The organism is Pseudoalteromonas sp. AS71 (assembly GCF_038900275.1).
Lineage (GTDB): Bacteria > Pseudomonadota > Gammaproteobacteria > Enterobacterales > Alteromonadaceae > Pseudoalteromonas.
On the sequence record NZ_JBBMQZ010000013.1, the window covers coordinates 79,171 to 104,611 of the forward strand.

Sequence of the window (25,441 nt, forward strand, 5' to 3'; positions counted from 1 at the left end):
AAAGAGATAAGAAAATGGCTGGATTTTGGAATTACCGTGTAATTTTTTGTGAAGCAACGAAAGACGAAGCAGCGCAATATCAAATACACGAAGTAGAATATAACCTAAATGGTAAAGTAACTAACTGGTCAGAAACTGGCGCAGCCCCTTTTGGTACGACCTTAGATGAATTGAAAGATGACTCAGAACGCTTAAAAACAGCATTTGAAAAACCTGTACTTAAAGTTATGCGTAAAACGCGTGGCTATGAGCTTGTTGATGTTGATACGGGTGAAGAAGCCACTGGTGAGCCACCAGCTGGTCTAACGCAATAACTACAATTTAATAAAGGCGCTTAGGCGCCTTTTTTATTATCAAAATTTAGCTTAGGTTAAATAAGGAATGAGGATGACATTAGAAGCAGTATTATTTGATATGGATGGCACATTAGTTGATTCAGAAAGCATGCATTTTGTATGTTGGAGTAAACTACTTAAGCCTTATGGTGTTAGTTATTTAGAAAATGATTTTTGTCAGCGTTTTTCGGGGCGACCGACTTTAGAAGCTGCAATAGAGATTAAGCAAGAGCATAGCTTATCGGTAAGTGCACAGTTTTTAGCGGATGAAAAATACCGTCTATTTGGCGAATATGTAATAACACATTTACCGCCACTCATGCCATTTACAGAGCAAACATTGAAAGCCGTAAAAGCGAGTGGCTTAAAAATGGCGCTAGTAACTGGTAGCGCTAAAAGTGAAGCCATGCCAATACTTAAAGGTTTAGGGTTTTATGAGCTGTTTGATACGGTGGTAACAAAAGATGATGTAACTAATCCTAAGCCTGCAGGAGACCCATATTTACTGGCGCTTAAGCAGATAAATATACAAGCTGGCAATGCAATTGCTGTTGAGGATACATTTACCGGCGTTACGGCGGCCAACAACGCCTTGTTACGTGTTGTAGCTATTGCTAATAGCCACACTAAAGATCATGATTTAAGCCAAGCTACCTATAAAATGAGTAACTTAGATGATTTTTGGCAATGGGCGCAATCTCAACTATAGTTTAAGCCAACTTTTACTTGCTTAGATGCGCCAATGTTTACTTTTAAACATCTGCTTTTAATTGTTGCTGTACTTTTTACGCAATGTATAAGTGCAGCACAACCCTCTGTTTTACTGGCTAAAGTATATGACGAAACTAAACATTATGATGTAAGTAAATATTTAGTCAGTGAAAAATATGATGGTGTCAGAGCTATATGGACTGGCACGCAGTTTGTTACTCGCAAGGGCAATATTATCAATTCGCCAAGTTGGTTTACGGCCACATTGCCAAATGTATGGCTTGATGGTGAGCTATGGACCAAGCGTAAGCACTTTTCTGTGCTTAGTGGCATAGTAAGAACTAAAAAACCTAATAATCATGATTGGCAAACTATTACTTATAAAGTATTTGATATGCCAGATAAAAACTTGCCTTTTAGCACTCGCTATAAAAACTATAATGAGCTCATTACTAGCCTAAACTCGCCGCATATTAGTGTTGTAGTCCAATATAGCTTTACCAATAATGAGCAGCTTACAGAGTATTTTGAAAACATAACTAAACAGGGCGGTGAGGGCGTAATGCTTCATTTGGCTAGTGCTAAGCACAGTAATGGACGGAGCAATTCATTACTAAAATTAAAGCCTTATTTAGATGCTGAAGCGATTGTAGTTGCGCATTTACCAGGTAAAGGCAAGTACCAAGGTATGTTAGGGGCATTAAGAGTAAAAACAGCACAAGGGCAGGTGTTTTCTATTGGTACTGGGTTTAGTGATGCACAGCGCGCAGCCCCGCCCGAGATAGGTAGCACTGTAACATATCGATTTCATGGTTTAACAAAAAATGGTTTACCGCGTTTCGCTAGTTTTTTACGTGCCAGAGACAGTTTATAACATTTATAAATTTTACAAAGTGTGCTAAATTGCGCGGCCTTTTTGGTAATGTGTGGTGAAGTATGTTTGTAGGTTTTGATTACGGTAGTTCTAATTGTGCTATGGGTGTAATGAGCGAGGGTAATGTTCAATTAGTACCGCTAGAGCAAGGAAAACATTACCTACCGTCTACACTTTACACTCATCACAGTGCCTTGGTTGTTGACTTTGTTGCTAAGCATTTACACGGCACAGACCATGAACATAACTTTTTAACTCAGCGCCAAGCATTATTAAATACCTTGCCGCGTATTAAGTCAGACCTTGATTTACAACCTTCAGATGAAACCCTATTTATTGGTCGTGAAGCGATTAGCGAGTACGTGCAGTTTCCTGAAGAAGGTTACTTTGTTAAGTCCCCTAAATCATTTTTTGGCGCAACGGGCCTTAAACAAGGTCAAATTAACTTTTTTGAAGATATCGCAACAGCGATGATCTTAAAAATTAAGCAACGCGCTGAGCTCTCTCTAGGTAAAACACTTACGCAAACAGTGATTGGTCGCCCAGTAAACTTTCAGGCTGTAGGTGGTGAGCAATCAAATCAACAAGCGGTAGGTATTTTAGAACGCGCTGCTAAACGTGCTGGTTTTAAAGACGTAGAGTTTTTATATGAGCCACTTGCTGCGGGTATCGATTATGAGAGTGATTTAACTCAGGATCAAAAAGTACTTGTTATTGATATTGGTGGTGGTACGAGTGACTGCTCGTTTGTACAAATGGGCCCAAGCTTTAGAGGCAATAGCCAGCGCGATGGCGATTTTTTATCTCACAGCGGTAAACGTATTGGCGGAAATGATTTAGATATTGCATTGAGCTATCATGGTTTAATGCCGTTATTGGGTTTAGGCAGTACGTTTAAATCGGGTTTGCCTTTGCCAAATCAAGCATTTTGGCAAGCGTGTAAAATTAACGATGTAAACTTACAAAGCCAATTCTATAGTGAGAGCCATACCCGAGAGCTGAATGCACAATTACGTGATGTAAGTGCGCCAGAGCTTTATAAGCGTTTAATACATTTACAGCAAAACAAGCAAGGCCATCAGTTAGTGCAACAAGGTGAAGCGGCTAAAATAGCACTTTCATCAGCTAGTGCGTTTGATTGTGATTTAAGCTTTTTAGATAGTGGGCTGAATAAAAATGTATCGGTAAGCGATTTAGCTGTTGCCGTTGAGAGTAGTATTAGCCAAATAGTTACTTTAGCAAAACAAGCAATCAGCGACGCTGCAACCACGCCAGACATTATTTACTTAACAGGCGGTAGTGCACAATCACCATTGATTAAAGCGGCTTTAAGTGAGCACTTAGGCGATATAAAAATGGTTAACGGGGATCACTTTGGTAGTGTAACCGCTGGCCTGACTAAATGGGCCAGCATGCTTTATAAGTAGCTTAAAAATTTAAAGATCTATTTGTCGGGTTGCGAGGTATTTTTCGTAATCTGGCAATGTACGCTCAAGCTCTACGTCCATAAGCGGTGAGCTCAATAACATATCGGCGCTTACTTCATTACACGCCACCGGAATATTCCAAACAGCGGCTAAACGTAGCAGTGCTTTAACATCAGGGTCGTGAGGCTGTGATGCTAATGGGTCCCAAAAAAATATTAAAACATGTATTTCATGCTCCGCTATTTTAGCGCCTAGTTGCTGATCGCCGCCCATTGGGCCACTTAAAAGCTGAACTACATCAAGCCCTGTGGTCTTTTGGATTAAATGCCCCGTAGTACCGGTGCCATATAAAGTGTGTTTGCTTAATATGTCTTTGTGCTTTTCACACCATACTTTTAATGCTGCTTTTTTACCGTCGTGTGCAACTAAAGCAATATTCTTTTGCGCGGGAAGAGATTGTGTTTTTTGTTCCATGCTGATTCTTTTTATTAGTTAACCACTGTTTTGGTTAGTTAAAATAATAGATTGATAGCAAGGGCAATAAATACAATGCCGGTGATTCTATCAATCCAAAGTTGGCTATTTGGGTTACGTCTAAAAAACTGTGCAATTTTGTCGCCAAAATAAATATACGTGCAGTCAATCGGAAAAGCAAAAAGAGGGTAAAGTAAGCCAAAAAAAGCGAGCTGAAAAGTAGCAGATGAAAGCGTTGGATCTACAAATTGCGGAATAAATGCAATAAAAAACAGCGCCACTTTAGGGTTCAGTACTTCAGTCATCATGGCCTGAAACATGACGTTACTTTTTTTGCTGGTATTTATATGCGGTTTATCGGTTTGCGTGCCCTCTGATACAAGCTCTTGCTGCTTTAACGTGCCTTTAATCATCACAAGCCCTAAATAACATAAGTATGCAGCACCTGCATATTGCACTGCGGCATAGGTACTAGGAGAAGCTTTTAGTACTGCGCTTAGGCCTACAACAGCAAACAGTGTATGAACAACCCCACCTAATGCAAAACCAAAAGCACTTTGCATACCAGCGCTTCGTCCATTAGCAAATGTTTGTGCCATCAAAAATGCATTTGATGGCCCAGGCGCTACTGCCATTAAAAAGCTGGCTAATAAAAATGAAACTAAAAAATCAGGATTGATCATTGAGCGCTTTTAGTTGGATGTAAAGTATGTGCTTTTTTGCTCATTAAAATTATCCAAAGCGGAACTAGTAATAATAAATGAAAAGCAATTAACCACGGTGTACTTAACCCCAAATATTGGGTTAAAACAACGAGTATACTCGCGCCACTCATTTGCATAGCACCAAGTAATGCAGAGGCTGTGCCTGCTTGTTTAGGAAAGCTAGATAGGGACATACCTGCAGCAGAGCCTAAACTTAAAGCAAACCCTAATGCTGCAATTAAGATAGGTAACATAAGCGCAAATGCTGTTTCTATACCGCTAAGGGCTAGCATTAAAATACCTGAAAAAACCAGTACACTCACACCGACACGCAAAGCGCGCTGGCTATTTCGTTTAATGTACGTTGGTAATATAAAACTTGCGACAATACTTATTACGGCATTTAACGTAAACCAAAAAGTAAAGTCGGCTACTGTGCCGTCTAAATGCGTAATAAGCCAGCCTGGTGCGAGCGTTACATAAACTAATATAGCCGACATGGCGACCATACAAATTAGACTATTAAACAAAAATATTGGTGTTTTAATAATCGGTGTAAAGCGACGCAAATCTAAAATATGGCCCTGATAATGGCTATCAGCAGGACGGGTCTCTCTAAAAAAGAATAGAGTAACAATAAGGCCTAAAATGGCAAACGCGGTTAAAAACATAAAGTTCATACGCCAGCCAAATTGTACGGTAAGCCAGGCCCCTAAAATAGGTGCCATTGCCGGAATAAAGCACACAATCCCGTTAAGATAAGTGATCATTTGCCCGCTTCGTTCACTACCATATTTGTCACGCACTATCGCAAATGCGACAACAAATGTGGCACACGCTCCAAAACCTTGAAGCGCACGTGCAATCATTAATACTTCAAAAGATGGTGAGTAATAGGCAAGTAATGCTGAGCCTGCATATAAACTAATGCCCACTATAGCCACTGGCTTTCGGCCAAATTTATCAGCTAAAGGACCTGCAATTAATTGGCCTAAACCTACTGTTAGCATAAAAATAGCAACGGTTTGCTGTACTTGTTGTTCTGTTACTGCAAATTGTTCTGCAATAGTAGGAAAAGCGGGTAAGTAAATATCGATTGCCATAGGGCAAAATATAACGAGTAACGCTAAGATAAGTAATAAAGTCATATTAGGTTTAGCGGGCTGTGTTTGCATTGAGTCTCCTTTTGCCGAGTATTTTAGGTGGGCACTCGTAAAAAAGAAAGGGCTTATGGCCCCTGCATAGATTGTCATTATTATTATTTGATTAGATTAAGCTAAAAAGGCAGTATAAATGCGCTTTTTAAAACTGGTCTGATGTGTTAATTTGAGAAAAGTAACTGTTGATGGAAAAAATAATAATGAGTAATAAATCTGCACTTGTACAAACATGGCATAAATTTAAGCGTCTACCTTTTGGGAATTGGCTTTTTACTAAAGCTGTTTGTTTTAAAGCGCCATACTTTGGTTCGATGAAGCCTTACGTACTTGACCTTCGAGAAGGGCATTGTAGCGCAGTGGTTAAAAATCGTCGCAGCGTTCATAATCATATTGGAACTATTCATGCTATTGCGCAGTGTAACTTAGCTGAGTTGTGTGCGGGTGTGATGGTCGATGCAACAGTGCCAGTTAAAACCCATCGTTGGATCCCAAAAGGGATGACTGTCCGCTACTTAGCAAAAGTAGATACTGACGTGACTGCAATTGCGGAAATTGATTTACCACATAAGTGGATTGATAAAGAGGACTTAGTGGTACAGGTTAAGCTTTATAACACCCGCAATGAACTCGTTTTCACTGCAGATATTACAATGTACATTACTGAAAAAAGGTAACTTACGTTAAGCAGATTTGACTTAGCTTTTATCAGCGGCTTGTTTATTTACAAACGATAAGTCGCTGCCGTCTTCCTTCAACAATGCTTTAACTTCTTTTGCGGGTTTAAGTTCTTTAGAAATTAGTTCAGGCTCTTCTTTTTCAAAACGTTGCTTTAAACTGCCTTCAATTACTGCGCCTGCATCAATACTCAATGTATCGTGAAACACATCGCCATGAACATGCGCACCGCTTTGTACTTTCACTTCACTGGCATTAATTGAGCCAATAACTTTGCCTTTAACAATGACGCTTTTAGCTTCAACAATACCTTCAACAACACCCGTTGAACCAATAACTAAATGCTCCACTTTTATGTCTCCATCAATGCGGCCATCAAGTTGTACTTCACCCTTGCTAATTAAAGTGCCTGTAAGGCAGACGTCTTGTGAAATAATAGACGGTGTGTGATTTACTCTTTTTAAATTAGAGCTAACTGTTTTTTGTTTTTTTCTACCAAACACGAGAAAGCGCCTTTGTTATTTTTAGAGGATTGACTTGTTTACCGTTAAGCAATACTTCGTAGTGTAAATGAGTGCCTGTGCTTCTACCTGTGCTGCCCATTAAACCAATTATGTCGTGTTTAGTGATCTGCTGACCTTTTTTCACCTTAATTTTATTTAAGTGTCCAAATCGTGTCACTAAGCCATTTTTATGCTCAAGCTCAATAAAGTTACCATAACCACCATTGCGACCGGCACGAAGCACTACAGCGTCTGCTGGCGCAAATATTTCGGTTTTATGCCAACCGGCTAAATCTATTCCTTTATGAAAGGCATGATTGCTATTCATTGGATCTTTTCTGAGGCCAAAGTTGCTTGAAATATAATATTTAGCTTTAGCTAAAGGCAGGGTATTTGGTAGCTCAGTTAAAAAGTTTTCTAAATTATTTAATGCTAATAACTTATCAACGATAGCTAAAAAGTGGCTTGGGATTTTTGTTTCGTTAAATGTATCAAGTGGGCCACCTTGTGCGGTTGTTTGGTCGCTTAAGATTAAATGTTGCTCAAGCGCAGACTCAATCCCTGCACCTTTCACCATAGCTAAAATAGCTTGGTGACGTTCGCTAATTTGGTTATCTAAAAAATTAAAGCTTTGTTCATAATGCTTATCCAAGTTAGCAATTCTTGCTGCGAATGTAATCGGAGCTACTAACTGAGCCTGTTTATCTTTTAGGTTTTCATCGACTAATGGTTCGTGAAACTCATTGCTGTTTTCATTGATTGGTACGTCAAGATCTGTATCAAGCTTAATAACGTCTTTACTGATTGAAGCGGGAAGGGACTCTATCATGCTTTGCAGTAGCGCCTGCTTTTGCTCAAGTACTGCAAGTTGTTCTAATTGCGTAGCTTGAAGAGCTTGCTGCTCATTTACTTTTTGTTGCCAAAGTGTTTGCTCGTTTATTTGACTTTGTTCTATGTCGGAAATTTTATTTGTTTGTGTGTAAACACGAAAGCTCGAAATACTCAGCCAAGTGAAAGTGACTAAAATAAGCAATGCTACAAGAAGTTGAAACCAAGGAGCTAAAACAACGTGCTTAACTTCGCCATTTTGACGAATAAGTAGCTGTCGAGCTGGGAAAAATTTATGATAAAAAGACTTTATAAATACTGACATGGCATATAAACACTGGCTATTAACCGAATTAAGATAGCAATTTGAGTTAAAAAAGCTAGAAAAAAATTGTAACTGTTCAAAAATTAATAAAAAAGGGCTGCTTTTAGCAAGCGGCCCTTTTATGTTTAATTTATGAAAATGTATTATTTTGTAGGCAGTACGGTGCTCTCTACCGAGCCAAAACCTATGCGTGCATAGCCTTCTTTTTCACACCAACCGCGCATAATAACGTTATCGCCATCTTCTAAAAAGCTACGTTGTTCGCCATTGCTTAGCGTAATTTTCTCCTTACCGCCACTAGAAAGCTCAAGTAAAGAACCCGCTTCTTCGTGCGTTGGACCAGACTGAGTGCCCGAACCTAACATGTCACCTGGCATAAAGTTACAGCCATTTACTGTGTGGTGAGTAACCATTTGTGCCACAGTCCAGTAAGAGTGCTTAAAGCTAGATGTTGATACGCGCGTTGGGTTATGGCCTTCGCTACGCATTTTTTCCGTTTGGATTTTAACATCCATTTGAATATCAAAAGCACCTTGGTCGCGATTCGCTTTTGACTCTAAATAGTCCATAGGCTGTGGGTCGTTTTCATCACGTGTCCAGCTTGTTCTATAAGGTGCTAGCGCTTCGGTTGTAACAATCCAAGGCGATACAGTTGAGGCAAAGTTTTTAGCTAAAAAAGGACCAAGCGGTTGATATTCCCACGCTTGTAAGTCGCGAGCTGACCAATCGTTAAATACACAAAAGCCAAATACATGGTTTTCTGCATTTTCAATCGCAATTGCATCGCCAAGTGCATTACCTTTACCTAAATAAATACCAACTTCTAGTTCGTAATCAAGGCGCTTACATGGACCAAATGACGGCACTTCTGCATCTGGCGCTTTGGTTTGACCTTTAGGGCGATGAAATGTTTGACCCGATACGTCAATAGATGAAGAGCGACCATGATAACCAATAGGTACCCATTTATAGTTAGGTAGTAATGGGTTATCAGGGCGAAATAAACTACCTACGGCTGTAGCATGATAAATAGAAGTGTAAAAGTCGGTGTAATCACCGATGCGACAAGGTAGTGAAAACTCTATATTAGATTGTGAAATAAGCGTATCGTTAAGTGCTTGTTGGTGCTCAGAGCCTGCTCGTAGTGCTTTTGAAAGCGCTAAACGAAGTGCTGACCAATACTGCTCCCCTAAACCCATAAATGTATTTAGGGTTGCTTCACTTGCTGCATCAGCGGCTGTTTTAGCATCACCTTTTAAAACGTTTAATTTGCTCAGTTTTGCTAAATCAATTACTTGGTCGCCAATTGCAACACCACCACGAAAGGCCTCATCAGACCCTTTGCGACGAAATTCTGCAAACGGTAAGTTTTGAATTGGGAAGTCACAATTATCAACATTAGCTGACTCTACCCAGCTGGTTAAATTAATATCATGGGTTTCGTTAATTAGGCTCATTACATTTCCTTTGGATTTTACTGTATGGCGACAAGGTATAGTTTATTTAATCATACTTGTACTTAGCGCAATACTTTTTAAATATTAAAACGACAAAAGCAGCGAAGTTCGCTGCTTTTAATTTACTCAAATATTTTATAAAACGCCGCGACGCTCTTGGTCGCGTTCGATTGATTCAAATAATGCCTGGAAGTTACCTTCACCAAAGCCACCATCATCAACGCGTTGGATCATTTCTATAAAGATTGGACCAAATAAGTTTTTAGAGAAAATTTGCAATAAGTAACAATTTTCACTTTGGCTATCTACGAGTATCTGATGTTGACGAATTTTTTCTTTATCTTCTGCAACCCAAGGTACACGGTCAAAAATAGTGTCGTAGTACTCTGGAATAATATCCAAAGTAGCGATTGTTGATTTATCAAGCTTATCAAGAGAGCTTACTAAATCATCTGTTAAAAACGCTAAATGTTGAACGCCAGGGCCGTTGTACTCACCAAGGTATTCATCAATTTGGTTGTTATCGTTACCTTTACCTTCGTTTATTGGAATAGAGAAGGTGCCACAAGGGGACTTAAGTGCATACGAAATAAGCGCCGTTTTTTGACCTTTAATGTCAAAGTAGCGTACTTCTGTAAAACCAAACACGTCTTTATAAAAGTTAGCCCATTTTTCCATGGTGCCTTTATAGACGTTATTAGTTAAATGATCGATTCGGATAAAGCCTTTATCTTCTACAACATTTTGCGTTTCTAAATCTTCAAAATCACTTTCGTAGATAGTGCCTTTGTCGCCAAAGTTTTCAATAAAGTAAATTAGGCTGTCGCCAATGCCATAAATTGCAGGGTAAGGCATATTTTTATGCGTTGAATCAGTGGCTGGTTTCGCACCACGCTCTACTGCAGTTTCAAATGCTTTTTGCGCATTCTCAACACGCCAACCCATTGAACAAATAGCAGGACCATGGCTTTTAGCAAATTCTGCAGAAAAACCTTCACGCTCGTTATTCAGTAAAAAATGAATATCGTTTTGGTTGTAATAAACAATGTCTTTACCTTTGAATTTTTTAAGCTTAGAGAAGCCAAAATCAGTAAATACTTTATCCATATAATCAGCATCAGGTGTTGCGTACTCGGTAAATTCAATACCGACTAAACCTAAATAGTTATTTACTTCACTCATTATTATTACTCCCGCAATTAAGCACTGCGATTATGTGTTGTTGTCATATTGCAGTAGATAATCAACCAGATTTTTGATTTGGGGAAGAGGGGAGCACTATTTAGTAAATGTGGTATGTGTAAATTTAATAGGACGGTTATTATAAAGTTACGCGTTTGTAATACAGTTAAATAAAATGAAGTTATATGGTACAAATTAAAGTGGAAGCACTTGTTTTTAAGTTGCTGTATTTAAATACTAAAAAGGAGGTTTAACCTGCGTCAACCCCCCTTTTGTAATGAACAAGCCAAAGCCTGTTTGTATTTAATTGTTTACACTTTAAGAGCCATTATCAAAGAACTTGTTTCGCTGCTCTATCCACAAGTTAGTTTTAATTGCTGGAGCTGATTGGTAATGGCGCTCAATGGTTTGATTTAGCACTCGTGTCGATTGCTCAAAAGAGAGCTTTTGTTGTGCGCCGCCCATACTTTTAATTTCACCGCGAGTCATAGCACGACCAGCATAGAGTAATGCATTTAAGTAACCAGGCCGGGTTTCGTAGTTGTTATCTGTAAATAACAGGATTGTTTTATCAAGTGCCCATCGACGGTTTATCTCGCCTTCTTCTTTAACACCTTCGAGTTCACCATCTACATATATTTCAAATACGCCATTTGTTGGTGCAGCATAAAATACAAAGGCAATACGATGCCAATTACCTGGTTCAGTATCGCCAAAGTATCCACTATTGCTGGTTGCTTCACCGTACCCACCGTCAGGGCTTGCAAATATATCTGCATCATCTGTATCGTAGTTTTCGGTATCGGCTTGGATTATTGCGCGGTAAATGTCGTTTGTTTCCAATGGCCAGTTTATATCCATAACTATTGTGTAGTCAGACACTAACCCGTCATGTTTAAAATCACCATTTGCAGCTGTGTTTAACGTAATCAATAGGCCTTCTGTTGGGGAGTGACGAGTAAAAGCCATTACACCAGAAGGACCATCAGTTAAATCGGAAATATTAAGATCAGTGGTTGTCTCATAGCGTGTATCTTCTGGGCCCCAACCGTCATTTTCTGGGTCAAAGTAGCTTAAAACAGATGGGCCTGAGTTTGGAGTTAGTGGGTTTGTTGGATCGTCAAAGTTCCAAGTTGTTATATTTGCAACATCTTGGCAAGCATTAAGCTGTGTGTCTGTATCAAGGTGAAGACATTGAGTTGTTCTAAAGCGCGCGTATTGATCAAGTAGCCACCATGCTTCGGCAATTGGCTTTACATCATTAAAAGTAACACTGCTAAAAAATAAATCTGGATTAAGTGCCGCACCTTTAAATAAAGCGACATTATAATTTGTCGTTACTTGAATATCTTCTGGCTTTAACACAAACCAATCGGGTTGGCTGGCAATCATTGTGTTTAAATCAGTGCCTGTAACGGTTACTTGATACAGTGAATTAAAGCCAGGTGTGTTTGAAGGCTGTCTTTCAACATAAAATGCTTTGTGAAAATCTTCTTGTGTAACAGTGCCAGGCGTCCATCTTTTTTGTACAAGTTCAGGGTTAAGCAGCGCTGCGTTGATTGAGCTTGAGTGTTTAGTTGCAAGTGCTGTTATTTCTGCAACTTCAAAGCTACTTGAGTAGTTTTCTGAAATGGCAATTTCTGTATCAGCATCGGGTGCATATCGGCCCATTATTTCATCGATAGCTAGCTTAGTTTCTTCGTCAGGTTCTATAGATGTTCGCGTATCTACATGTTGATACTCGTAACGACTTAGTGCTTTATCGGTAGTATTAAATACTAAATTTAAATCGGTGACTCCGCGAGCATAAAATTCTGGTTGAATGACTAAAGCATTATTTTCAAGCTCTATAAAGTCTTCACCACCATGAGTATGCCCACCAAGCACTAAATCTATACCCGGTACATTGGTTGCTATCTCAACGTCAGTTCCTTTGCCCAAATGGCTTAGCATAATCATGTAATCAACGTCATCGCTGTATTGGCTTACAATACTTTGTGCGATTTGTTGCCATTTCCAACTCATTTTAAATTGTTTTATAAAGTCAGGAATAGGGTCGTTTTCAATTGGTTCGTCAAGCTCATCCCATGGTACCGACGTCATCCCAAACACACCTAATGTTATGCATCCAACCTGCACCTTAGCAAAGTCGACACCATCAAAATTCTGACTGTTTCCTCCCTCAAAGCGGGTATTACTGGCAAGTACAATGGCATTATCGTCTTGTGAAAATTCAAGTAGTTTTTCAGGGCCCCACGCATAGTCATGGTTCCCTAAAACACGTAAATCAAAAGCCATTAGCTTTACGGTTTCATCAGAGGCTAACCCTTGTGATATTTGCTCTGCTACAGTTCCTTTTTCGTAATCATCGCCACCATCGGTGAATAATGTATACGGAGATTCGCTTAGCGCTTTTTTGTAATAAGCTTTAATGCGACTAAAATATTGTTCTTGATATCCAAAGCGAGAATGCATGTCGGCAACGTGAACAAACCTTACAGATTGCTCTGTTGCATTAGCATCACAGGTTGGGCCAATATCAGAAAATGCAACTGTACGTTGCATTTCGATTGCATAGCTACCTAGTTGGTTTACTTGTGCACTAACAAAGCCTTGCGATACCGTTGAATTAGTAATACCTGACCAAGAGTCTCCGCTTAAACGAGCAATAGATAACTGGCCTCCTAGTACATAGTCGTCAGGTATTTTTATAGTGATTGTCATTGGGCTAGAAAGTTGAAGTGTATTCGGGGTAAGCGTATGTATATCTGAAATGATATTTTTTGCTTGATTATTTTCATCAAGGACTAATTTTTCGTAGGTTATTTCAGTATCGTTAGCCACTATTTGCCCTGGGGCATTGATAGTAAAGTTACCTTCATCTAATGACGTTTGTAAGCCATTAGCATTGGTAATAATTAAGCCACTAGATTCGGGCTCTACAGGATCATTTGGATTTACTGTTACTTCATCACCGCCACCACAGGCAGATAAAAAAATAAGGAGAGATAATGCGATTAGAGTGGTACGTGATAACGTTAATGAATGCATATACTGCTGTCCCTGAGTCTATTCAATAATCAATCAGGACATAATATCAGTTAACGGGGGCAGGGCAAAGTTGAATAAAAAATTCCCCCATAGAAGCTATGGGGGAATTATCTTAGGTTATATTGCTACATTTAAAATAAGTAATAATTAAGAGGCTTTCTCTTCTAACCCTTGTTTTTCCCATACTTTAGCTTTAAAGGTCATTAGTACTAAAACAACACCAACACCAATGCTAAATAATGCAATTTGTAAATATAAATTAGGAATTTCATCAACATTGTTCGGATCGAAATTACCAGCAAGTAAGCCTGCAATAATATTACCGATTGAATAAGTTAATACAAACACACCCATCATTTGACCTGTGTAACGTTTAGGCGATAACTTACTTACAGCACTTAATGCTACAGGGCTTAAACAAAGCTCACCCACAGTATGTAAAAAGTACGTAGTAACAAGCCAGTAAGGCGCTACTTTTAAGCCTTCAGCTGCGTAATGAGCCGCCATAAACATAACTAAAAAGCCTGAAGCCATAATAATTAAGCCAATTGCACACTTAACGCTATAGCTAGGTGATACTAAGCTTTTAGATAAGTTAATCCAAAGCGCTGCAAAAAATGGCGATAAAGCAATAATAAACAGTGAGTTTAATGATTGAAACCACGTTGTAGGGATTTCAAAAGTACCAATTAGACGGTCAGTATAGTCGCGAGCAAATAAGTTTAATGATGAACCCGCTTGTTCAAAGCCAGACCAAAAACATGCAGATGCAATACAGACTAAAAATAATGCCCACATTCTTTGTTTCTCTGCATCTGTTAAATTACCTGTAAAGTAAATAACACCAAAATAAACAAAAAAGATAATAGTAAATACAATCGCTGTGTAACCTGCAACCACTGTTGGATTAATAACAATAGCGCCGGTCATTGCAGCTGTAGTAACTGCAGCAGCTGCAATTACAAATGCAGCAATACCAATCCATGCACGTGAAGTACCTTTAGGACCCAATGGATTGGCAGGTAAAGCGCTGTGCTCTGGTAAGTTATTAAGTGTGAGTTTGTACTGAACTAAACCAATGGCCATACCGACAGCTGCCGCACCAAATGCCCAGTGCCAGCCTACGTTCTCCATAAAGTAACCACATACGTAGTAACCTATTAAAGAACCCATGTTAATACCCATGTAATAAATAGCGTAACCGCCATCACGACGCTCATCAGCATCGCTATATAATTGGCCTACCATTGCACTGATATTTGGTTTTAGTAAACCAGTACCTGTTGCTACAAATATTAAGCCAATGAAGAAAGAATAATCATGTGGAATAGCCAAAATAATATGGCCAATCATAATAATTATGCCGCCATACCAAACTGCTTTTTGACCACCAAATAATCTATCAGCTAGCCAGCCACCCGGTAAGCCTAAAAAGTATACTGCGCCTGTGTACAAGCCATAGATTGCAGCAGCTGATGCAACAGTAAAGGCAAGGCCCTCTTCTTGTAAGCTTGCTGTCATGAATAATACGAGCATAGCTCGCATACCGTAATAACTCATTCGTTCCCACATTTCAGTGAAGAACAATGTCGAAAGTCCTTTAGGGTGGCCCCACCAGCCACTATCTGGAGTTGAACTCATATTTACTTCCTAACTTTAAGTATTGTTATGATGGCCTTATAATTTTTTGCTTTAGCTATTTTAGAGTTTTTACACACTAAAATGCTCGACCATCAGTATAGTATTTGTAGCTAAGATAATGATTTGCTGTATGGCTATAACACCACAAAGTAAGAGACACACCCTTATCCTAGTTACAATTGCGCTCAAGTATACATATACCTCTGTGCTAGGGGAAGTATTCGCGGTATATCACCTTATGCCAAGTTAAAACTCAGCATAAGGAATAATAGGAGTGCCTGGAAACTCAAGTGTTCCGTACACAGGATTAAAGTAGTAACGTATATAAAGCTGACCAAAGTTTGGTTCGTAAAAGTCAGAACGATCGATGGCTAAATAACCACCAAAGAACCAATTCGGCGTTATTCTATACTCAAAACTACCTTCAAGATTATACGAAACACCAGAACTTGTTTCACCTTCAAATACAGGATCAACACCTGTTATTGACTCTCTATCATATGCAGCTATTTGCAAATCGCCATCATTAGGGAAAAAATCAATAGATTGAGTTTTTGTTTGCGAGTACGAAACACCGGTTTTTAATCGATAAACAAAATCATCGCCCCAACGCGCGTCATAAGTGAGTGGCACAGATAAGCCTACATAGTTTTGTGGGCTGTAATAACCACCATGGCCCCATGTTTCTTCACTTAAATTATACTTGTATGCCCAATGTAATAAGCTAGCGCCTGCGGTAAATTCACGCTCTTGATTGCTAATTACACGGTAATAAGTACCGCCCATCATACGATAGCGTTGGTTGTCTTTTACATTTTGGCCTTTATATAGGGTAAAGTCGGCACTTGACCAAAACCCCCATTTTCCGCCTAAGTCATGCGATACATTAGCAGTCAGGCCTGTAGAGCGTACACCACCCCAAACTTCACCCGTATTTACATCTTTTAAGCCCGCATAAGAAAGTACCGAGCTTGTAACTGGGCGCTTTTCAAGTTCTAGGCTGTATCCAAAATCGCCAAAACTGTCTGCGTAATTTACACCCCATACAATGTCTTCAATTAAAAAGCCGAGTGGAGTTGTACCTACATCTACACGCCAGTTTTCGTTCTGCCAACCAATACCTACATCTACACCACTTTCCTCAGGTGTTACTTCATCGATTGAACAGGTAAAAATACACAGTGCACCTTGTCCATAGCGGCTGCCAGCAAATTGCTCATCAAAGCGCGTTGTTTGTGCGCTAATAGTAGTTGGGTCTACTTTAATAAACCCTTGGCCTTGCCAAAGCGGAAAGTAAGCTTCAATCGGGACTAAGCCCGCGCCAAGTGTTGCTTCGCTTTCGGTGCTTGTTTGCCCACTAAAGTTAACACCAATAGCAATGTATGCTTGGTTTTTGTTTTGCTCGTTTATTAGCTCTCTTTTAGCACCGTTTACATACCATTCATCGTTTTCATCTATTTTTGAAAGCGCTCCGTAAAGCTCTTTTTCATTTAATGTACGATTAGGAAATAGGGTTTGCGTGTACCAAGATTGTGCTTGTTCGGTTTCGTTGAATTTGCTGGCTACTTGAGCGCCTAAATAACGTAGTTCTTGATCGTTGGGTGACTTTTCAACAAGTTGCTTAGCTAAGTAAAGTGCATCCCCTGAGTAATTAAACTCATTGAGAGATGACATGATTTGGCGTTGCAAATAACCTTCTTGCGATGTGGTTTGCGTAATCGCTTTTTGCGTAACTTCTTTTGCTTGAAAGTCGTCCCCAAGTTCTATGTATGCATTAGCAATAGCGAGTAGTGCTTGAGGCTCAATGGTTTGTTTATTTTGTACTTTTTGCTGGTACAAAATAACGGCCGCTTCGCGTTGTTCAAGTGCTAAATTTGCATTAATAAGGGCAGTAGTTGTTGCTGGAGTATTTTTATATTTTTGATCCAGCTGGTTAAGCTTAGCGATTAAATCACTACCATTGTAATACTGAGTAATATAGCTATTTTGTAGCTGTACATATTGAGTTGTTTCGTTTTCAGTTGCGCTCTCTGGTAATACGTACTTTTCAAACCATTGCTTCGTTTTATTTTCATCACCTTGCTCTAAAAGCCACTCACCATAAAGTGTATGCCAATAAGCAGAAAGCAAAGGCTCAGCTTTCAGTGCTTTGCTTATAAGTCTTATAGCGTGTTTTTTTTCGTCGATTCTATACCAACTTCGCGATAACTCTGCCTGCATAGCGGGTGTTAAGTTCTGTGCTTCTAAGCTACTTAAATGATAAATCGCAGTGGCTTTATCTTTAGCATCAAGGTGGCGCTCACTTTGTGTTAAAGACTCATTAAGTTGCAGCTGCTGTTCAAGCGCAATAATGTCTTTATCTCTGGATTTAAATGGAATGTACTGCAATGTTTTAATAGCACCTTGATAGTCATCAAGAGAGCGTAAAAAAAGCGCGTGGCTATAACGAATCTGTGGGTTTAACGGAAATTGCCACAGTACATTATTAAATAAAGCGCGGGCCTCTTCTGTCAGACCTTTTTGTTGATATATAAAGGCTAAATCGTAGTATAACCAAGGCTGTTCTGGCGCTATTTCAATTGCATTTTTTAATACTTTTTCAGCTTGCTCTAAATCTCCAGATTGCGTTAACGCCTCTGCCTTTGCGCGGTACTGACTGCTTAAAGATACAGAATAAGGTTCTTTAATTAGTTTCTTTTGATTAAACGATAAGCTGTTATAAAAAGAGGTTAGGGCTTTTTCATTCTGCTCTAATTCAGCTATTTCAAGTAGGCCTATTAAAGCACTGCTATTAAGCGGCTCGCTTTTTAAAACAATTTGATATGTAAGTGCTGCTTGTGAATATTGACCTTGAGCAAATTGTAATAAGCCTTTGTTATATATTACTGTATTAGTTTCTTGTTCTAAGGTGGCAGCTAAATCAAGCTTAAGCTTAGCCGTTTTAAATTCTTTATTATTAATGGCATTTTTAGCTTCGCGTATATAAAGCCAAAGCTTAGCTGTTTTTGCTAATTCTTGTAGTGTTTCACGCTCAGCGAACTCAGTTGTGTATTTTTGCGCACGCGTAAAGTATTGATACGATTTTTGATTTTGACCGAGGCGTAAATAGAGTGTGCCAATGCTTCGCATTATAGCGCCGTCTTGCGGACGACCTCTTAAAGCTTTTAAAAGCAGAGGCTCTGCAGCAGCTAGCTTATTTTTCTCAAGTAATTTATCACCTCTTACCCAAAATTGATAAGCAGGGTCGGCAAGGAGTGTTTGGCGTTTTTTATAATCTTTTAGAAAATCTTGGTACTGCAATTCACCTTTACTACTAAAGGGATAAAGCGTGAAATAGCGCTGATACTGCTTGACTGTTTCATCCGTTAAGGGCATTTCTAGTAAAGCACTAAGCCAGATGTATTCTACTTCATTGATAAAAGTAGGGCCTGCACCATATTTACTTAAAATATCAATCGCTTTTTTATCTGTCAGATTACGCCTAAGTAAGTGACGCGCATAAGCGACTTCTACTTGCGCAATACTTGGATAGTTTTGAGCTAATCTATCATAGCCTTTTTTTACACTCTCCCATTGGGAGTTATCTTGTCCATACCAGCTTAAATGTTCAAGTTCGTAATCTAGTGTTGGGTAGACATTTTTAAAAATCTTATTATAGATTTCGCGAGCTTGTTCATAACGACCCGCACGAGCCAATAATTTAGCTTGTTGAATTGAAGATTTATCTTTGCCTTCAGTACGAGAAAGAACTTTTAGTTTTTCAACGCACGAAGCCTGTTCGGTAAGCCCATTATCTATTTTACTTAATAACTGGTTGGCTTTTGCTGATTCTCCATTGGCAAAATCATAACGCGCTACTGCGCACTGCGTTTCTATTCGGGCAGGGGCAATAGCGACTAGCTTTCGTAAGCTATCTTCAACTAGTTTTTTATTTTGCTGTGCTTCACCAATACCTATTTGGCTTAGTAACCAATCAACAGATTGCGTATCAATATCGTTGACTGTGTTAGCGCTCAATCCAGAGCTAAGCGCTAATGTGCAAGCTAGGGCAAACCTTAACGGCATTCAATGCTCCATACCGGTTGTAGCGTCCCATCTGCTGTAATTGAAAAACGTTTATTTAAAGCACTTGTACCAAACAAGTTAAGCACGCTGTCGTAATAACGAGTCTGGGTAAATGATTTATCAATCATTAGTTTTTGCTGAATAGCCATTACTGTAGAATTATCGTTATTAGTCGCTAGTAAAGGTAATAGAGCTGAGTTAAAGCCTAGAGGGCCTCTTTTTTCAGACTTTCCTGATTTAGCAAAAGTATTTAAAGGCACGTAACCACGTTTATTAATTGTTTCTATAAAAGGGTTAAATTGCGCTAATAGCTCTTTTTTATAAGGTGCGTTGTCTGCCATCATACTTGCCCATAAATACACTCTAATAGCGTTGTAACTGCCCAAGTCAGTTGTTTTTTTATCGTAGTAAAAGCCGTTATTTGCATCAAACATTACCCAGTCAGGGCTAACACCTTGCTTTGCTGTATCTAAAATCAACTTTGCTGAGCCTTCGTGCAGTTGATGCCAAGGCGAGTGTGGATAAAGCTTTTTAAACTGCTGATAAATAAATAACGGTGAGTAGCTTGGGTTTAACTTAAAACGCTCATTATCAAATTCAAAACCAGTAGGGGCGGGTAGTAATGATAAACCTAGGCCCGAAATATAGGCGGTTTCTTCACGCATTATTCGCTGTGCAAGTACGGCTGCTAATATGCTGTAGCGGCGGTCATCCCAAAGAATAGCAGCTTGCGATAAACTGTATGCTATCCATAAGTCAGAATCAGACGCTGGATTTGAATCTAAAATTCCGCCAACATTTTGATTGTTAACACCCCATTGCCATGCCGGTAAACGAGTGCTTAAATCACCTTCTGATAAATGCTCTTGTGTCCAATCAAGCACTAGATCAAACATTGCTTTGTCATTTGCCACAACAGCAAAAAATAACGCATAAGATTGGCCTTCAGAGGTTGTGATATTTTGCTCACTCCCCAAATCAATAACGCGGCCATCTTTGCTTATAAAATTATTTTTAAATGTTTGCCATGTATCCCATGGCTGGCACTGCTCTACTTGTGCATTGGCATTAAAAGTAAATAATGCAATCACGGTAAAAAATACATTAATGAGTGACTTCATTACTTATCTCCTTCAGCTAAGCGCTTGTATGTTAATGCTTGCAGTAATCGCCATATTATAAATGAGATCAGCAGTAGTGTTAAAATAGACAATAGCGCCAGCACAAATGGGTGATCCGACAAATGGAACCAAATTAGTGTATGCACTGGAATATGACCAACAAAATATTGCTCATCAGTTTTAATAGTTTTAATACCTTGGGAGTTTATAACCGCTGCACTGCCTTTAATTTGTGCAAGCGCTTCTGAACTCATTAACGCATCATCAAGCAGAGTAAAGGCTTTTTGTGATGTTGCACTAAGCGATACAATTGAACGCTCTGAATCAAACGGTGATTGAAAGCCAGTGATAACGGCCATATCCCCGCTACTTTTTATACTTACTTCTACTTTATCTGTAGTTTGTTCATCATATGCACCATTGTATATAGCTTGTTTTATAGCACGCTGATTGTTATCAAGGAGGATATTAGTTTGTGCATCTTCATCTAAGTTATTAGCAATGCTATTAGGTTTTGCGATAACTAAGATGTCTTTGTCATCTAAGTTTGCATCTTCATTTAAATGAGCAACGCTTATTCTATGAGCTGGGTATCCTGTAATAGCGCCAAAATGACCTGTTAGGTTAAATAATACAGAAAGTGCTTTTGGTGATGGAACTTCGTCTATTAACACTAAAGTTTGCTGTAAATCTGCATACTTTGTAAATGGGAACCCGCTATTTGCAAATACATTTAAATCAGGTAAAGCCATGTAATGGTCAAACCCACTTACATCAATATTAGAATTTCCATCAATTACACCGTATTCGCCGCCAGGGGGAGCAACGGCACATTCGCCTTTCTTAAGTACTGCAAACCTAAAATCAAAGTTTAGTTCATTGCGATTGGCAAGATTAATACCTTCCAATGAAAAATCTTCTGCGCTTTGTGTTGTGTCTGTATTAGCAATTAAAGGCAGCAACGTTTTAGCAGTTGTTAACGATGTATCTTTTTTATCAAGTAAGAAACCACTTATAAATTCTTGGTTTATTAGCATATTTAAACGCGAATTTAAGGTTTCGCTCTCAGGAGTATTACGGTATTGCAAAGTTATCGGGATCCCTTTTTCACGCCAAGTGAATAAATCAGGTGCAAAACGGACATTTAGTTTTATAGGGCCGTTGTTAAGACCTTCAGCTTGTAACTGAGTTGGGTAGTCAATAAGCTCGTCAAAGTGGACTGGACGATCGTTTCTAAGCCATCGCGGGGCATCGTATGCTTTACGCAGAGGTAGCTTATTAATTGCTTCGATGCTTGCACTTCTGCCTGTCATAATTTTATGACCAAATACCAAACCAGTGACCGCTGTTTTTAAATCTTTTTCATCACGGCCTAAAATTAACAACATTTTATTGTATCGGTGGATTGGGCTTGAAATTAGCTCAACTGTAGGTTTTTCGACATCAGGATAATCTTTTAAAAAATCAGGTTTTGAGTCATTAGTAATAAACACCACACTATGCTGCTCTGGTGCTTTATTTAAAACTACTGGAAAGTTAGCGCCACGCCAGTCAGCTTGTGCGCCAAACCAACTAGATAAAGTGGCTGCAGCTTCTATTGCTTGTGTATTAGGTGTGTTTGCAAATACAAAAGGTAAGTTTAATTTGTTGTAATCTTTAGCATCAAAAAATGGTTCTGGTAAATACTCAAGACGGCTATCAATTGCTAACTGTTTTTGATCAAGCGTGATGTGGCTTGATTTGTTTATTTCAGTCCAAATTGAGCGGCTAAAGTAATCTTGGCATCGTAAATCGTAGTAGCCAACTAGTTCAAAGCGAATTTGGTTGTAGTCTTGAATGTATTTAGCATTTAGGTCTAGGCTATGACTTACCGTATTTTTTACAATACTTAATTGCTCATTAATAGGTAAAACAGTAACTAAGTTATCGTTAAAATAAACTTTTAAATGCGATACATTAGCCAGCAATGAAGGTGAGTTGGTGTACGAAAAGTTAAGCTTTAGATTAGTGCTTAATTTATCAATTCTATTTGTGAAATCGACTCGAGAATTATTATTCACGCCGTCGAGTTTATAGTCGTTGAACCCTAACTTTTCAAAGCTAAGACGTAAACTAGAAACCTGAGCGCTCTCAGGGTAGCCATTTACAAACATAGTTTTGTCGTGCATAGGCTCGATAGCGAGCACTTGATATGCGCTACTAATAAGTAACAATGTTAGAAATGTATTAAGTAACTTTTTAATCATAATTATTATGCACTATCGGTTTTTTTGGAGTAAATGAATTTATGTAAATGACAGTATTAGTCATAAACTTAATTATAGGTTGTAACGCTCTTGGGGCATGAAACAATAAATTACTAAAGCCCCGTAAACTGGTTTTTTGCACTTCTTTGAAGCTATACGATGGACGGTCATGTCTAAAGTTATTTTGCCAATCTAGCCAAGCATCTGCTCTGGAGAAAGTACATTGTATAAAAGCTCTTTGCTTTTCGAGAGATAAATCTTTAAGTGTAAGGCCAATTTGTTTTTTACGGGTATTACATACATACGTTGTAAACGAAAATTGCTTGTTACCGCGACTCATTAATAATTCAATTTTATCGTTAACGCGGCATAAATGTGCGTGTTCAGTCTCTATACCTACACCGTTATCTGAATAATCCGTTATTTTTACTTTTAAAGTATGACCATTTGCTAAACGAACGCCGGCAGGAAAGTTTGCCTTTATACGATGCGAGTGCCTCACTTGGCGAGCCTCAGCAGCAACCGCAACCGCAGCACCCAAAATAATAATATTATAAAAAGCCCAACCCATACTTATTATAAGTACGCCAATCTGGCTTGAATCACCTAAAAACAGACGTAATACACCCACTATTATTCCAAGTAAGTTAATAAGTAAGAGGATTAAATACGGTTTAGAAATCCCCCAGTCGTAATGCTCTTCATCATTTAAACCGCCTTTTTCGGTTACGTTAAATTTACCTTTATTAGGATTAAATAAAGCAACGGTAGTTGGTTTTAATATGTACCAAGCAAGTACTGACTCATACACTTCACCCCAGAAGGAGTAACGGTATTTACCTTGAATGCGTGAGTTAGTCGCTTTTATTTGAATTAGTGTCGGTACCACATAGATAAAAATAGCAATAAAAGGAGCATAAATTATGTAGGCATTAAAATATATTAGCGCCAAAGGAGCTGTTAAAAATACAATACGAGGAATACCCGAAAGGAAATGCAGCATTGCGTTTATATAGCATAATCGTTGAGGGATGCTTAAACCTTTACCCATCAATGGGTTATCAAGCCTAAATATTTGTGCCATACCACGCGCCCAGCGAATACGTTGGCCTATATGCGCTGACAAGCTGTCGGTAGCAAGGCCTGCGGCTTGTGGGATGTTTATATATGCAGTTTTATAACCTGCGCGCTGCATACGAAGGGCCGTGTGAGCATCCTCAGTTACTGTTTCAAATGCAAAACCACCAATATTATCAAGCGCTTCTCGTTTTAATACGGCACAAGAACCACAAAAGAAGGTTGCATCCCACATGTCGTTACCGTCTTGAATTAGTCCATAAAACAACATGTTTTCGTTAGGGATTTGACTGTGGTTATTAAGATTTCGCTCAAATGGATCGGCAGAAAAAAAGTGATGCGGTGTTTGGACCAAACACACTTTACTGTCTTTTAAAAACTGTCCCATTGTCATTTGTAAGAACGAGCGAGCAGGGACGTGGTCACAATCAAAAATTGCGATATATTCGCCATCGGTATAACGCATAGCGCTATTCATATTACCGGCTTTAGCATGATTGTTATCCGAACGCGCTAAATAACCCACTCCAATCTCGGCTGCAAAATCCTTAAACTCTGAGCGCTTACCATCATCTAATATATAAACATTTAGCTTGTCTGCAGGCCAATCGATACTTAAAGCAGCGAGAGTAGTAGGTCTTACAACGCTTAACGGCTCGTTATAAGTTGGAATATATACATCAACAGTTGGCCATAGGTCAGTGTCTTTAGGTAAAGGCACTGGTTTTCGCTCAAGCGGATTAACTGTTTGAAAAAAACCTAAAATCAGTACAAGCCATGCATATGTTTCAGCAAGTAGTAAACCGCCACCTAGTGCAAGTGCAAGCGGATCATCCCAGTTTAAAGTCTCAGTGTAACGCCACCATAAGTAACGAGAAGAGGTAGTTACTGACAAGGTGATCATGACAATGGTTGCCATTTGGCCTTTTACTCGTTTAAGTGCATACGCAACTAATAAAATAAAGCTTATAAATACGGCTTGAGCTTCCAAGCTAAAAGGAATTGTAATGAATATTGCTAATAAAAATAAAATAAACGCGAGGATGACGTATTTAACTAATTTATTTTGCCATACACGTGCATCAGCCATGGCTTTAAATGCACTTTTTTTAGGGCCTTTTTTGTTTTTTGATAGTAGGCGTTTTAATAATTTACCTAACTTTAAATCAAACCAACGTAATTGCCTTAAAAGGTAGCTAACGCCATCATAGAAATAATTAACTGCATCTTCTTTTACTGAACTAGATTTAAGCTGGTTTTTGAAAAACACTAAAAATACACTTTGAATAATAAAGCGTAATATATTTGAGTAAATATAGGTTCGGTAAGGCAACCTTAAATGAGGGTAGTAGTCATAAAGGGTAAACTCAAAGCTGATTTTATGCTGTTTAATATTTATAAATAGCGAGCTTAAAAGTGTAATAAAAGGCATTAAGAAAGCTTCAATTACATTTACTTTATGTTGATTAAAGTAGCTATGAAACTTAAATAAAATATACCGAACTAACTTATCAGTAAATAAAATGCTCAGCAGCAAGTATAAAGTGCTGTGAATAGGGCGCTGATAAAATAGTGTAATACTCAT

The 25,441-nt window shown here is 38.7% G+C and carries 18 protein-coding genes; 5 read left to right on the plus strand and 13 right to left on the minus strand.

The window, feature by feature from the left end; translation table 11 throughout:
- The first annotated feature begins 14 nt into the window (after positions 1 to 14).
- From WNY98_RS11420 to yegD, 4 genes are all read left to right on the plus strand, one after another.
- Complete coding sequence (locus tag WNY98_RS11420) at positions 15 to 314, plus strand: hypothetical protein (RefSeq protein WP_007376885.1); 300 nt, start codon at positions 15 to 17, stop codon at positions 312 to 314.
- Between the two features lie 73 nt (positions 315 to 387).
- The gene (locus tag WNY98_RS11425; RefSeq protein WP_342877956.1) at positions 388 to 1,044 is read left to right on the plus strand and encodes an HAD family phosphatase; all 657 of its coding nucleotides are present in this window, start codon (positions 388 to 390) and stop codon (positions 1,042 to 1,044) included.
- 33 nt (positions 1,045 to 1,077) lie between these two features.
- A complete protein-coding gene (locus WNY98_RS11430; protein WP_076925437.1) occupies positions 1,078 to 1,920 on the plus strand; it encodes a DNA ligase in 843 nt (280 codons plus the stop codon).
- Positions 1,921 to 1,982: 62 nt separating this feature from the next.
- Complete coding sequence (gene yegD, locus WNY98_RS11435; RefSeq protein ID WP_170072065.1) at positions 1,983 to 3,347, plus strand: molecular chaperone; 1,365 nt, start codon at positions 1,983 to 1,985, stop codon at positions 3,345 to 3,347.
- 9 nt (positions 3,348 to 3,356) lie between these two features.
- Here the strand turns inward: yegD and WNY98_RS11440 are convergent, their stop codons facing one another.
- Genes WNY98_RS11440 through WNY98_RS11450 form a run of 3 tightly spaced genes read right to left on the minus strand, consistent with a single transcriptional unit; the run spans position 3,357 to position 5,700 of the window.
- The gene (locus WNY98_RS11440; RefSeq protein WP_076925439.1) at positions 3,357 to 3,821 is read right to left on the minus strand and encodes a methylglyoxal synthase; all 465 of its coding nucleotides are present in this window, start codon (positions 3,819 to 3,821) and stop codon (positions 3,357 to 3,359) included.
- A gap of 38 nt (positions 3,822 to 3,859) precedes the next feature.
- Positions 3,860 to 4,504, minus strand: coding sequence for a LysE family translocator (locus WNY98_RS11445; protein ID WP_076925440.1), 645 nt, complete (start codon positions 4,502 to 4,504; stop codon positions 3,860 to 3,862).
- Entirely contained in the window at positions 4,501 to 5,700 is a 1,200-nt protein-coding gene (locus WNY98_RS11450) for a multidrug effflux MFS transporter (protein WP_342877957.1), read from the minus strand. The genes WNY98_RS11445 and WNY98_RS11450 overlap by 4 nt, the downstream gene beginning before the upstream one ends.
- A gap of 185 nt (positions 5,701 to 5,885) precedes the next feature.
- Here WNY98_RS11450 and WNY98_RS11455 point away from each other — a divergent pair, with 185 nt between their 5' ends.
- Positions 5,886 to 6,359, plus strand: a complete 474-nt coding sequence (locus WNY98_RS11455) for a hotdog fold domain-containing protein (protein WP_342877958.1) — start codon at positions 5,886 to 5,888, stop codon at positions 6,357 to 6,359.
- A 21-nt stretch (positions 6,360 to 6,380) separates the two neighbouring features.
- Here WNY98_RS11455 and WNY98_RS11460 read toward each other — a convergent pair whose 3' ends face one another.
- The 10 genes from WNY98_RS11460 to bcsA form a co-directional block, all read right to left on the minus strand.
- Positions 6,381 to 6,863 (minus strand): polymer-forming cytoskeletal protein, encoded by a 483-nt coding sequence (locus WNY98_RS11460; protein WP_342877959.1) that lies wholly within the window; start codon positions 6,861 to 6,863, stop codon positions 6,381 to 6,383.
- The gene (locus tag WNY98_RS11465; RefSeq protein WP_076925443.1) at positions 6,853 to 8,016 is read right to left on the minus strand and encodes a M23 family metallopeptidase; all 1,164 of its coding nucleotides are present in this window, start codon (positions 8,014 to 8,016) and stop codon (positions 6,853 to 6,855) included. The genes WNY98_RS11460 and WNY98_RS11465 overlap by 11 nt, the downstream gene beginning before the upstream one ends.
- A 143-nt stretch (positions 8,017 to 8,159) precedes the next feature.
- Complete coding sequence (fahA, locus tag WNY98_RS11470; RefSeq protein WP_342877960.1) at positions 8,160 to 9,473, minus strand: fumarylacetoacetase; 1,314 nt, start codon at positions 9,471 to 9,473, stop codon at positions 8,160 to 8,162.
- A gap of 135 nt (positions 9,474 to 9,608) precedes the next feature.
- Positions 9,609 to 10,655, minus strand: a complete 1,047-nt coding sequence (hppD, locus tag WNY98_RS11475) for a 4-hydroxyphenylpyruvate dioxygenase (RefSeq protein ID WP_024589439.1) — start codon at positions 10,653 to 10,655, stop codon at positions 9,609 to 9,611.
- A 318-nt stretch (positions 10,656 to 10,973) separates the two neighbouring features.
- Positions 10,974 to 13,706: a metallophosphoesterase gene (locus WNY98_RS11480; RefSeq protein WP_342877961.1), complete on the minus strand. Its 2,733-nt coding sequence runs from the start codon at positions 13,704 to 13,706 to the stop codon at positions 10,974 to 10,976.
- Positions 13,707 to 13,853: 147 nt separating this feature from the next.
- Entirely contained in the window at positions 13,854 to 15,347 is a 1,494-nt protein-coding gene (locus tag WNY98_RS11485) for a peptide MFS transporter (protein WP_170072070.1), read from the minus strand.
- Between the two features lie 246 nt (positions 15,348 to 15,593).
- Positions 15,594 to 19,412 carry a cellulose synthase subunit BcsC-related outer membrane protein gene (locus tag WNY98_RS11490; protein ID WP_342877962.1) on the minus strand — a complete coding sequence of 1,273 codons (3,819 nt, stop codon included), beginning with the start codon at positions 19,410 to 19,412 and terminating at the stop codon, positions 15,594 to 15,596.
- A complete protein-coding gene (bcsZ, locus tag WNY98_RS11495; protein WP_342877963.1) occupies positions 19,403 to 20,533 on the minus strand; it encodes a cellulose synthase complex periplasmic endoglucanase BcsZ in 1,131 nt (376 codons plus the stop codon). Before bcsZ ends, WNY98_RS11490 begins: the two co-directional genes overlap by 10 nt.
- The gene (bcsB, locus tag WNY98_RS11500; protein WP_342877964.1) at positions 20,533 to 22,779 is read right to left on the minus strand and encodes a cellulose biosynthesis cyclic di-GMP-binding regulatory protein BcsB; all 2,247 of its coding nucleotides are present in this window, start codon (positions 22,777 to 22,779) and stop codon (positions 20,533 to 20,535) included. Before bcsB ends, bcsZ begins: the two co-directional genes overlap by 1 nt.
- On the minus strand, positions 22,772 to 25,441 hold the full coding sequence (gene bcsA, locus WNY98_RS11505) for a UDP-forming cellulose synthase catalytic subunit (protein ID WP_007581342.1): 2,670 nt from the start codon (positions 25,439 to 25,441) through the stop codon (positions 22,772 to 22,774). The genes bcsB and bcsA overlap by 8 nt, the downstream gene beginning before the upstream one ends.